Genomic DNA, 11,806 nt, shown 5'->3' with positions numbered 1-11,806 from the left:
GTGGCGGGCTCAGGTATCTGCACAGCGGTTACGCAAATTGTGCACGACGACGTCGCCCATTCAAGGGATCATCGCGCCACCAACCTTTTGCATGCGTACCGAAAAATGCCATGATTAAATACCCGTTACGTGTGAACTTGTGTACTAGTTAACTGGTTCAGGCGAAAAATGTCAATACCCTTTTTCAGTCACGGTCAAAATCGTTATCATGCCCGCCGGTTTATGCAGTTGCTGGAGTGACCTTGTCGGATATCGCCCGTTTTCCTCTATATGATTTACACAGCCATACACAAGCATCTGATGGTTTACTGACACCCACTGCGCTGGTGCAGCGTGCCGTTGAGATGAAGGTTGGTGTGCTCGCGATTACCGATCACGACACGGTTGCCGGTGTGGCGGAAGCACAAGACGCCGTGCTGCAACACGATCTGCCCATTCGTGTCCTGGCGGGGTTAGAAGCATCGACGCTATGGGAGAACCACGAAATTCATATTGTGGGTTTGAACATCGATTGCCAGCACCCGGTACTCAGCGAATTTCTTGCCCAACAGCATCAATGCCGTGTGGATCGCGCGCTACAGATTGCTGAGCGACTGGAGCGGGCGCGCATCCCTGATGCGCTGGCCGGCGCACAGCGTCTGGCACAGGGCGGGGTAATTACCCGAGGCCATTTTGCGCGTTACCTGGTTGAGATCGGCAAAGCGAACAATATGGCGCAGGTGTTTAAGAGTTATCTTGCGCGTGGGAAAACCGGCTACGTGCCACCGCAATGGTGTACAATTAAACAAGCTATTGATGCCATTCATCATTCTGGCGGCGTTGCCGTACTCGCACATCCAGGTCGTTATGGCTTGTCTGCCAAATGGCTAAAAAGGCTGATTGCCCATTTCGCAGAAGCGGGTGGGGATGCAATGGAAGTCGCGCAGTGTCAGCAGGCACCCAACGAACGCACCCAGCTTGCGACATATGCGCGCGATAATAAGCTGGCGGCATCGCAGGGGTCAGATTTTCACTTACCTTGTCCGTGGATAGAACTGGGGCGCAAATTGTGGTTGCCGGGTGGTGTTGTACCCATTTGGGAACGCTTTCCTGAGCTGGCGCCCGCAGTGGCTGTTGCTGACAGGTGATATGAGGTTTTTATGAGTCAACTTTTTCACATTCATCCCGACAATCCGCAGCCACGCTTGATTAATCAGGCGGTTGATTATCTGAATAAAGGGTCCGTTATCGTCTATCCCACTGATTCGGGTTACGCGTTAGGTTGCCGACTGGAAGAGAAGAATGCCATGGAGCGTATCTGCCGCATTCGTCAGTTGGACGGTAATCACAACTTTACTTTGATGTGTCGTGATCTGTCTGAGTTGTCGACCTATTCGCAGGTGGATAACACCGCGTTTCGTATTCTGAAAAACAATACGCCAGGTAACTACACCTTCATTCTCAAAGCGACCAAAGAAGTGCCACGCCGTTTGATGAATGATAAACGCAAAACCATCGGTCTTCGCGTGCCGTCCAATCCAGTAGCATTGGCGCTGCTGGAGCGTCTGAATGAGCCGATGATGTCGACTTCACTGATGTTGCCAGGCAATGACTTTACCGAATCCGACCCTGAAGAGATTCAGTACAGCATCGGTAAGCTGGTGGATCTGATTATTGATGGCGGCACCCTTGGGCAACAGCCAACCACCGTTATCGATCTCACCAGCGATTCACCGATCGTGGTGCGTGAAGGGGTAGGCGATACGCGTCCGTTCCTTTAATCACGCGTGGTCAGGCGTCGATAAGGTCGTCTGGCCAATATTTTGTTCCAGCCAATGTTTGAAATCGCCGTACGGAATATACAGTGAGACATCTTTCAGGATGACTTGCTTACTACGCACATTGGATATTTCATGGCTATAACCCACAATCACACCACCAATAGTCTGGTCAGCATTATATACTGCGCCGCCTGACATTCCCTGCACAACTCCAGCATTTGATGCCATTGCCATGCACGGTTTTTTATTCCATTTATTGGTAATCGCGGTGCGCGCTAAATTAACGCCGCTCGATTCCACTGGCATGGCAGAAATAAAGCTGTAACCGTACATCTTAATGGGCTCGCCTACTTTACTGGTGCGGAATTTCGCCAGCGTTTCAGGGCTATTTTTATGGTAGATAATGGCAACATCACAATAGGGGTGATAAGCCTTCACACGCTGGACAGCCGTGGTTGCCACGTGTGCAGCCGTCAGACTGTATTCTGGTGTCAGTGGAATGGTGGTGCCGAGGATACCCAAACCCAGTACCGTCGGGATGCCTGTCACGCTCATATCAACGTGTTCAAGCGCCGCACGACTGTACTCAGTGTGGCCCACGGAACAACCGCTCAGTGCCAGCGCGGCGAGCGCAGGCCAAAGCAGGGAGGTTCTCATGTTGTATTGCCTTCATTTCATGCATGTCAGTAAAATCCCTGGTGAAGACTTTCGACATGCAAATTAAATTCATTCCGTGAATGAATTAACGCATCGTTTCCGCGTGCGCCGGTTTATATTATCAACGAAACAACACTGTGATCGTTAATGGCTTGTTAGGTAATCGAGTGTAAATAGTAAAAATTACGTTTTTATTAATACGGCACACTGGATTTCAGAGTTAAATTTTACACACATTTCTCATCAGAACAATTCATCATATTTAATCTGAATCAAATAATGCGAAAATACAGACTTAATCCAACCTGCAGAGCCAATTAACTAACAATTTAAATTTACTGGCATGATGAGCCTTATTTATCCCGGTTGAATAGAGTTTTATCCTGTTTTGCGATTTGGCTTTAGATTTTATGTTTGGGATTATCCTTAAGCGCGGTTCGCAATGCTACCTATGTAGCCTTGAAAAGCGCTAATGTATCACGCAGCTAAAGTGGAAATAATCACCAGGTTGAAGATGACGCAGGCAAAGAGTAAAAATTCAGTGACTTGGCGAAGAGCGCAGAAGCGATTTACTGGTCTATCTATCAGCGACGTAAATATATCAATCATTGGTCCTGATCGTTCGACGCAGCCTTTGGCCTTTATTATCGGCAGCAAAGTAAAAGGTGTTAACGAAACTTGCGTTAGTGTAGAATCGCGGGCCGCCTGAGATTGCAGCAGCAATGCGCAGCGGTAACAGATTCTGATATGGGAATTGGTAATCCCTGTATCCTACCTCTTCTTACCACGACGCCTGGGAAGGCGACAACGAGGCAGCTCCATGAGCGAGAAACTACAGAAAGTATTAGCGCGCGCCGGTCACGGTTCGCGCCGCGAAATCGAAACCATGATTTCAGCCGGACGCGTCAGCGTCGATGGCAAACTGGCGACGCTGGGCGATCGCATCGAAAGTGATAAATCCTTGAAGATCCGTATCGATGGCCATCTGGTTTCGATTGCTGAATCTGCGACGGAAGTGTGCCGCGTGCTGGCCTACTACAAACCAGAAGGTGAGCTGTGCACCCGTAATGACCCGGAAGGCCGTCCAACGGTGTTTGACCGCTTGCCGCGTCTGCTGGGTTCACGCTGGATTGCTGTCGGCCGTCTGGATGTTAACACTTGCGGTCTGATGTTATTCACCACCGACGGTGAGTTGGCGAATCGCCTGATGCACCCAAGCCATGAAGTCGAGCGCGAATATGCTGTGCGCGTATTCGGCGAAGTGGATGACGATAAAATTCGCCAGTTAAGTAAAGGTGTGCAACTGGAGGATGGTCCTGCATCGTTCAAAACCATTAAGTTTGCGGGCGGCGAAGGCATTAACCAGTGGTACAATGTCACGCTGACCGAAGGTCGTAACCGTGAAGTGCGTCGTTTGTGGGAAGCAGTGGGTGTCCAGGTGAGCCGTCTGATGCGTGTACGCTACGGTGATATTCAGTTGCCTAAAGGTTTGCCACGTGGCGGCTGGATGGAGATGGAACTGTCGGCAGTTAACTATTTGCGCACGCTGGTGCAAATGCCGGAAGAAACTGTCACCAAAGTGGCGGTGGAAAAAGATCGCCGTCGCACCAAAGCCAACCAGATCCGTCGTGCGGTGAAACGCCACAGCAATGTGAGCGGTAACCCGCGTCGTGGCGGCAGCAGCAGCAGTCGTACCAGCGGCAACAAAAAACGCGGTGCCTGATGCTATAGTGACGCCGCGGTGTGCGGCGTCACTGCTTTACCAGTCAATTCCTTGCTGTGCCTGAATTCCCGCATCAAAAGCATGTTTCACCGGACGCATCTCCGTCACTGTATCGGCCATTTCCAGCAATGTGCGATGGCAGCCGCGACCCGTGATGATCACGCTTTGCTGCGCCGGACGCTGGCTTAATGCCACCACCAACTCCTCCAGATCCAGATAATCCATACTGACCATGTAGGTGATTTCATCGAGAATCACTAAGTCGAGTTGTGGATCCGCCAGCATGCGTCGCGCCTGCTGCCACACCTGCTGACAGGCCAGGGTGTCGGTTTCACGGTTTTGCGTATCCCAGGTAAAGCCGGTGGACATCACCTGAAACTCAACCCCATGTTGTTCCAGCAGATTACGCTCACCGTTCGGCCACTCACCCTTGATAAACTGAACTGCAGCAACCGTCTTACCATGTCCACAGGCACGCAGGGCGGTACCAAAAGCGGCGGTGGTTTTGCCTTTCCCATTGCCGGTGAACACCATCAAAATGCCGCGTGTTTCCGTTGCGGCGGCAATACGGGCATCCACCTGCTCTTTTAAACGCTGTTGTCGTTGCTGGTGACGATCGCTCATGCGCTGGCCGGCCCTGGTTTGCGTCCTGGTTGCGCATCAAAACTGATACCGGTTTTGCGGCGACTGTCATCTCCCATCAAGTAGAGATAGAGCGGCATCAAATCAGCAGGGGTTTTCAGCAGGTTGGCGTTCTCGTCCGGAAAAGCACTGGCGCGCATTTTGGTACGTGTTCCGCCTGGATTGATGCAGTTAACCCGGAGATGGCGATTTTTATACTCATCGGCCAAAACTTGCATCATGCCTTCGGTGGCAAATTTTGATACGGCATAAGCGCCCCAGCCTGAACGCCCGGTACGACCGACGCTTGATGTGGTGAACACCAGTGAGCCCGCATCGGATTTCAGCAGAAGTGGCAACAACGCTTGGGTGAGATAGAAGGTGGCATCAAGATTAATTTGCATCACTTCGCGCCAGACGGCGGGATTAAGCTCAGCCAGCGGGATGATTTCGCCAAGGATGCCAGCATTATGCAGCACACCATCCAGCCGCGGTACCAAATCAGCCACTTGTTGCGCCAGTTGGTGACAGCTTTCAGGTGTAGCCACTGACAGATCGAGCAGTAGTGAAGAGGCTTGTTGCTTGTTCAACTGGTTAATCGCCAGTTCCGTTTGCTGCAGCGTCTCGGCATTGCGGCCCAGCAAAATAACGCGTGCGCCGTAGCGCGCATAGGTGAGGGCAGCTTCACGGCCAATGCCGTCTGAAGCGCCGGTCACCAGGATAATACGATTTTCCAGCAGATCGCTTTTCGGTTGATAATGCACAGCGATGTCCTTTGGCAGGTGAGGGTTTGGGGCTTTATGCCTCAATTTTCCGCAAGGTGCAATCGCTGAACCTCGCAATCTGTGCCGCCTGCGGGCATTTCAGGCGACGAATGCCTGCAAAGCGGGTACACTCAGCCACTGTTTGTAATTCACTGTTTAATAAGGCGGCAGAATGGATTTACTCTCCAGCTATGGATTATTTCTGGCCAAGGCCGTCACCGTGGTGGTGGCGATCGCAGCTATTGTTCTGATTGTGCTCAATGCCGCGCTGCGTAAACGTCACAGCGGCGGGCAGCTGCGTTTAACTCATCTCGATGACGAATACCGTGAGATGAAAGAAGATCTGCAGTTAGCGAAGATGAAGCCGCAGGCACAAAAAGTATGGCTCAAACAGCATAAAAAAGAAGAAAAACTCAAAGCCAAGTCTGAGAAACGTAACGCGAAAGCCGGTGTAAGTGAAACCGCGAAACCCACGCTCTACGTGCTGGAATTTAAAGGCAGTATGGATGCGGGTGAAGTCAGCTCATTACGCGAAGAGATCTCCGCTGTGTTAGCTGTTGCGCAGCCCGGTGATGAAGTATTACTTCGTCTGGAAAGTCCGGGTGGTGTGGTGCACGGTTACGGCCTGGCGGCCTCTCAGTTGCAGCGCCTGCGTGATGCCGGTCTGCATCTCACCGCCGTGGTGGATAAAGTGGCTGCCAGCGGCGGCTATATGATGGCCTGCGTCGCCGATCGCATTGTGGCTGCGCCTTTCTCTATTATTGGTTCCATTGGCGTGGTCGCGCAGATTCCTAACTTCAACCGTCTGCTGAAACGCAATGATATTGATGTGGAACTGCACACCGCAGGACAGTACAAACGCACGTTGACCCTGTTTGGCGAAAATACCGATGAGGGTCGTGAGAAGTTTCAGGAAGACCTCAATGAAACCCATCAGCTGTTCAAAGACTTTGTGCAGCAGATGCGTCCGTCACTGGAGCTGGATAAAGTGGCAACGGGTGAACACTGGTACGGTCGTCAGGCGCTGGATTTAGGCTTGGTCGATGAGATCGGCACCAGCGATGCGCTAATTATCAAACAGATGGATCGTTTTGCTGTGCTCGGGGTGCATTTTGCACGTAAGAAGAAAATGATGGACCGCTTCACTCATAGCGCCAGCATGGCGGCAGAGCGGTTAATTCTGAAAATATGGCAGCGTGGCGATAAGCCGTTGTTATAAACCAGCCCGGCAAATGCCGGGCTTTTTTATGCCAGATGATATTGCGCGGAGAGCACCACAGCGAGGTGTTTAAAGACATTAAAAACTGCGGTGGTTTTGGCCGTGGGCAAGCCCTCGTCATCAAGAAAATAGGGGCCGCGAAACACTAAAACTTCACCTTGCTGAATCACGTCATTGGCTTCCATGCCCGCCAAATAATCGTCATGCTGTTTGATCATTTGATTGGCAATTTCCAGTAACGCCTGGTGTGAAATAGATTCCGTTTCTGCTGACATTTTGCTCTCCTTTTTTGACAGCGATTGTTCTCCTTCTATATTACTTGCGAGTTGGCATGTTCAGCAAATCAACAAAGGCAAGCAAAACTGGCGCAAAATTAAACAGAATGCTAATTAAGTTGCGTAACGGATTTTATCAGGTAGAGTGTGGGCGATTCAGCTTTCAGGGAGATCACACCCGGATGTGTGATACTGTCAGACGGAAAACTCGCTTCTAATCATAAAGTTGCATAAGTCGATGCAATCTGACCTGAGATTATCCCCGCTGCCTTGAAAAGTGAAAAGCTGGCAGCAATATTCAACCCGTTGGGTTTTGGGGCTTCGAATCCTCTCCCGTTATCAGGACGTTTCAATTTAGGTAAAGGTACATATGGGTAAGTCACTCGTCATCGTTGAGTCCCCGGCAAAGGCCAAAACAATCAATAAATACCTCGGCAATGACTACGTGGTGAAATCCAGCGTGGGTCATATCCGTGATTTGCCGACCAGTGGTTCAACTGCCCGTAAAAGTGCCGACGGGGAAAAAGCCAAAAGCGGTAAAAAGGTTAAGAAAGATGAGAAAGTCGCGCTGGTTAGCCGTATGGGTGTTGATCCCTGGAATGGCTGGGAAGCGGATTATCAAATCCTGCCAGGCAAAGAGAAAGTCGTTGCCGAGCTGAAAAATCTTGCTGCTGATGCCGACCACATCTATCTCGCAACGGACCTTGACCGCGAAGGGGAGGCCATTGCATGGCACCTGCGGGAAGTGATCGGTGGCGATGACACGCGTTTTAGCCGTGTGGTGTTTAACGAAATTACCAAGAATGCGATTCGTCAGGCGTTTGAGAAGCCGGGTGAACTGAATATTGAGCGCGTCAATGCGCAGCAAGCGCGCCGCTTTATGGACCGCGTCGTGGGTTATATGGTTTCTCCGCTGCTGTGGAAGAAGATCGCCCGTGGCCTCTCTGCCGGTCGTGTGCAGTCCGTTGCCGTGCGTTTGGTGGTGGAACGCGAGCATGAAATCAAAGCCTTTGTGCCGGAAGAGTACTGGGATATTGATGCGGATTTCACCACGCCGAAGGGTGATGATTTGGCCATGCAGGTCACGCATCAGGGTGACAAAGCCTTCCGTCCGGTTAACCGCGAGCAAACACAAGCCGCTGTCGCCATTTTGCAGAAAGCACGTTTTGAAGTGCTGGATCGTGAAGATAAACCGACCAGCAGTAAACCTTCTGCTCCCTTTATTACCTCAACGCTGCAACAGGCAGCGAGTACGCGCCTGGGCTTTGGCGTGAAAAAAACCATGATGATGGCACAGCGTCTCTACGAGGCCGGTCATATCACCTATATGCGTACCGACTCCACCAACCTGAGTCAGGATGCGGTGGCGATGGCCCGCGGTTACGTTGAGAAGAGCTTCGGTAAGAAATACCTGCCGGACTCACCGATTACCTACACCAATAAAGAGAACTCGCAGGAAGCGCACGAAGCGATTCGTCCTTCTGATGTCAACATCGCTGCGGAACAGTTAAAAGATATGGAAGCTGATGCGCAGAAGCTCTATCAGCTTATCTGGCGTCAGTTTGTCGCCTGCCAGATGGTGCCTGCCCAGTATGATTCCACCACGCTGACCGTAGGCGCGGCAGACTTCAAACTGAAGGCCAAAGGCCGTACGCTGCGCTTTGATGGCTGGACGAAAGTGATGCCTGCTCTGCGTAAGAACGATGACGATCTGACGCTGCCGCCAGTCAACGTCGGCGATATGCTTGATCTCAAAGAGCTGATGCCAAGCCAGCACTTCACCAAGCCGCCAGCCCGTTTCAGTGAAGCGTCCCTGGTGCGCGAGCTGGAAAAACGCGGTATCGGACGTCCGTCGACCTACGCATCAATTATCTCGACTATTCAGGACCGTGGTTACGTGCGTGTAGAGAACCGCCGCTTCTACGCTGAAAAAATGGGCGAGATTGTGACTGACCGCCTGGAAGAGAACTTCCGTGAGTTGATGAATTATGACTTCACCGCACGCATGGAAAACAGCCTTGACCAGGTCGCCAACAACGAAGCGCAGTGGAAGGCGGTGCTGGATTCGTTCTTTAGCGATTTTAGCCAGCAGTTAGGACAGGCCGAGAAAGAACCGGAAGAGGGCGGCATGCAGCCGAACCAGATGGTACTGACCTCGATTGACTGTCCGACTTGTAGCCGTCAAATGGGCATTCGCACCGCCAGCACCGGCGTATTCCTGGGCTGTTCCGGGTATGCTTTGCCGCCGAAAGAGCGCTGCAAACAAACCATCAACCTGATTCCGGAAAACGAAGTGCTTAACGTGCTGGAAGGCGATGATGCCGAAACCAATGCGTTGCGTGCGCGTCGTCGTTGCCAGAAATGTGGCACGGCGATGGACAGTTACCTGATCGATAATCAACGTAAATTGCATGTCTGTGGTAACAACCCAGAGTGTGATGGCTACGAAATCGAGCAGGGCGAATTCCGCATCAAAGGTTATGATGGCCCGATCGTTGAATGCGAAAAATGTGGTTCTGAAATGCACCTGAAAATGGGGCGTTTTGGTAAGTACATGGCGTGTACCAACGACGAATGTAAAAACACCCGTAAGATTCTGCGTAATGGCGACGTTGCGCCGCCAAAAGAAGATCCGGTTCCGTTACCAGAATTGGCATGTGAGAAATCAGATGCCTATTTCGTTCTGCGTGACGGTGCGGCAGGGGTATTCCTGGCGGCTAACACATTCCCTAAATCACGTGAGACTCGTGCACCGCTGGTGGAAGAGCTGCAGCGTTTTGCTGACCGTTTACCTGAAAAGCTGAAGTACCTTGCAGAGGCGCCGGCCGCTGACCCAGAAGGCAATAAAACCCTGGTGCGGTTCAGCCGTAAAACCAAACAGCAGTATGTCTCCTCGGAAAAAGAAGGTAAGGCAACGGGCTGGTCGATGTTCTATATCGATGGTAAGTGGCAGGAAGCGAAGAAGTAATTCCCCTCAAGGCCAGCATCTGCTGGCCTTTTCACCATCCTTATAGCTAATCGTTCTACATTCCTTCTTTAACTGATATAGTAGTTATAGCTTTTTTCGTTTCGCTGACTCGCTTTCCCTCGCCATACCTTCATAGGGCGGAAACACGCCTGCTGGGATTGCCCCTCTGTCGCTACCGGGAAGATATAACTATGAAATTGCAGCAGTTGCGCTACATCGTCGAAGTGGTCAATCACAATCTAAATGTCTCATCGACCGCCGAAGGGCTTTACACCTCACAACCCGGCATCAGTAAGCAGGTTCGTATGCTTGAAGATGAACTCGGTGTACAGATATTTGCGCGCAGTGGCAAACACCTGACCCAAGTGACGCCAGCCGGTGAAGAGATCATCCGTATCGCGCGGGAAGTGTTGTCCAAAGTGGATGCGATTAAGTCGGTAGCGGGGGAGCATACCTGGCCTGACAAAGGTTCTCTGTACGTGGCCACCACGCATACACAAGCGCGTTATGCGCTGCCTGGCGTGATTAAAGGCTTTATCGAGCGCTATCCTCGTGTTTCGCTGCATATGCATCAGGGATCGCCTACACAAATTGCAGAAGCCGTTTCGAAAGGCAATGCAGACTTTGCTATAGCCACGGAAGCACTGCATCTCTATGACGATCTCATTATGCTGCCATGCTATCACTGGAACCGGGCAATTGTGGTCACGCCGGACCATCCACTGGCGGGCAAATCTAACGTCACTATTGAAGAGTTGGCTGACTTCCCGCTCGTCACTTACACCTTTGGCTTTACCGGCCGCTCTGAGCTGGACACGGCGTTTAATCGCGCAGGATTAACACCGCGAATTGTGTTTACGGCAACCGATGCAGACGTGATTAAGACCTACGTGCGCTTAGGGCTTGGCGTGGGCGTGATTGCCAGCATGGCGGTGGACCCGGTTTCAGATCCTGATTTAGTGCGGATAGAAGCTTCAGAGATATTTACCAATAGCACAACCAAAATTGGCTTTAGACGCAGCACCTTCCTGCGTAGCTATATGTATGATTTTATTCAACGTTTTGCACCTCATCTGACACGAGATGTGGTGGATGCAGCGGTAGCATTACGCTCCAATGAGGACATCGAAGCGATGTTCCGCGATATCAAGTTACCTTTCAAATAGTTCCTTAAGTCATTATTTTGTCAAGGTGTCTTGCTGGCACCTTGCAAATCCCGCCTCCGTTAGCGCCACAAGAATCTCAAAAAATTTCATTATTTTTTTGTAAATGAAACATAGGTCACATGTTTTTTCATTGTTAGTTCTTAAATGCGAATCAGTACACAATTTTTACGTTGCTACTTTGCGGACCGCCAGGAATATTCCCATACTCCAGTTAAGAGCTGATGAAGAAGGGCTTTTTCAGCGGCTCTTTAAATAAGACTCTAATTTAGATTGGATCTAAATTAGTTTTAACTCAAATTTACAATGTGATGTTTTAATTAATAGTTAGCTTCGTGATTAAGTTTATCTCATCTATTTTTTGAGTTTTGATAAATAGCATTAATCGTTGTGCTCAATAAAAATAACTGGATTTTCGGTCTTAACAAGTTTAGGATTCGTCCTAAATCTTAATCGTTGTCAACAATCGTTTTATTGAGAGTGATTATCAAAAACTATGAATACTAGATTAACTGTACAGCCGGACTTCCGGACCAAAAGCACCAAAGTTGAGCGCACTGGCAACACCCGTCGCAAAGCTTGGTTGACTGTCTTCGCTGCTTCAGCACTGTTCTGGGTAGTGGTGGCTTTAATGATTTGGCGTATGTGGGGTTAAG

Annotated in this window: 11 protein-coding genes and 1 other annotated feature (1 of these 12 only partly in view); of the genes, 7 read left to right on the top strand and 4 right to left on the bottom strand. The window is 50.6% G+C overall.

The window, feature by feature from the left end:
* Window positions 1-88 (bottom strand) — a sequence feature (Trp leader region) (it extends 17 nt beyond the left edge of the window).
* Window positions 89-242: 154 nt separating this feature from the next.
* Both rnm and ACPUC8_RS01140 read left to right on the top strand, forming a co-directional pair.
* Window positions 243-1,127, top strand: a complete 885-nt coding sequence (gene rnm / locus ACPUC8_RS01145) for an RNase RNM (protein WP_494925464.1) — start codon at window positions 243-245, stop codon at window positions 1,125-1,127.
* 12 nt (window positions 1,128-1,139) lie between these two features.
* Window positions 1,140-1,760: an L-threonylcarbamoyladenylate synthase gene (locus ACPUC8_RS01140; RefSeq protein WP_039334662.1), complete on the top strand. Its 621-nt coding sequence runs from the start codon at window positions 1,140-1,142 to the stop codon at window positions 1,758-1,760.
* On the opposite strand, the gene ACPUC8_RS01135 is transcribed toward ACPUC8_RS01140, so the two are convergent.
* On the bottom strand, window positions 1,761-2,417 hold the full coding sequence (locus tag ACPUC8_RS01135) for a serine protease (RefSeq protein WP_039334665.1): 657 nt from the start codon (window positions 2,415-2,417) through the stop codon (window positions 1,761-1,763).
* Between the two features lie 820 nt (window positions 2,418-3,237).
* Between ACPUC8_RS01135 and rluB the strand changes: the two genes are divergently transcribed.
* Window positions 3,238-4,140, top strand: coding sequence for a 23S rRNA pseudouridine(2605) synthase RluB (gene rluB, locus ACPUC8_RS01130; protein ID WP_039334668.1), 903 nt, complete (start codon window positions 3,238-3,240; stop codon window positions 4,138-4,140).
* A 36-nt stretch (window positions 4,141-4,176) separates the two neighbouring features.
* Here rluB and cobO read toward each other — a convergent pair whose 3' ends face one another.
* Together cobO and ACPUC8_RS01120 are read right to left on the bottom strand one after the other, a co-directional pair.
* Window positions 4,177-4,764: a cob(I)yrinic acid a,c-diamide adenosyltransferase gene (gene cobO, locus ACPUC8_RS01125; protein ID WP_494925463.1), complete on the bottom strand. Its 588-nt coding sequence runs from the start codon at window positions 4,762-4,764 to the stop codon at window positions 4,177-4,179.
* Entirely contained in the window at window positions 4,761-5,525 is a 765-nt protein-coding gene (locus ACPUC8_RS01120) for a YciK family oxidoreductase (RefSeq protein WP_039334674.1), read from the bottom strand. The genes cobO and ACPUC8_RS01120 overlap by 4 nt, the downstream gene beginning before the upstream one ends.
* A gap of 172 nt (window positions 5,526-5,697) precedes the next feature.
* On the opposite strand from ACPUC8_RS01120, the gene sohB reads away from it, so the two are divergent.
* The gene (gene sohB / locus ACPUC8_RS01115) at window positions 5,698-6,744 is read left to right on the top strand and encodes a protease SohB (RefSeq protein ID WP_039334677.1); all 1,047 of its coding nucleotides are present in this window, start codon (window positions 5,698-5,700) and stop codon (window positions 6,742-6,744) included.
* Window positions 6,745-6,770: 26 nt separating this feature from the next.
* On the opposite strand, the gene ACPUC8_RS01110 is transcribed toward sohB, so the two are convergent.
* Window positions 6,771-7,019, bottom strand: coding sequence for a YciN family protein (locus ACPUC8_RS01110; RefSeq protein ID WP_058969935.1), 249 nt, complete (start codon window positions 7,017-7,019; stop codon window positions 6,771-6,773).
* Window positions 7,020-7,389: 370 nt separating this feature from the next.
* Here ACPUC8_RS01110 and topA point away from each other — a divergent pair, with 370 nt between their 5' ends.
* The 3 genes from topA to ACPUC8_RS01095 all read left to right on the top strand — a co-directional run bounded on the left by topA (window position 7,390) and on the right by ACPUC8_RS01095 (window position 11,805).
* Window positions 7,390-9,987 (top strand): type I DNA topoisomerase, encoded by a 2,598-nt coding sequence (topA, locus tag ACPUC8_RS01105; RefSeq protein ID WP_058969934.1) that lies wholly within the window; start codon window positions 7,390-7,392, stop codon window positions 9,985-9,987.
* 191 nt (window positions 9,988-10,178) lie between these two features.
* Window positions 10,179-11,153 (top strand): HTH-type transcriptional regulator CysB, encoded by a 975-nt coding sequence (cysB, locus tag ACPUC8_RS01100; protein ID WP_034821485.1) that lies wholly within the window; start codon window positions 10,179-10,181, stop codon window positions 11,151-11,153.
* Between the two features lie 493 nt (window positions 11,154-11,646).
* Complete coding sequence (locus ACPUC8_RS01095; protein WP_071885738.1) at window positions 11,647-11,805, top strand: YmiA family putative membrane protein; 159 nt, start codon at window positions 11,647-11,649, stop codon at window positions 11,803-11,805.
* The last annotated feature ends 1 nt before the right edge of the window (window position 11,806 follow it).

This window comes from Pantoea sp. CFCC18177 (genome assembly GCF_059412425.1).
The sequence above is the reverse complement of the archived record's forward strand: the minus strand, read 5'-3'. Positions and strand labels throughout refer to the sequence as shown.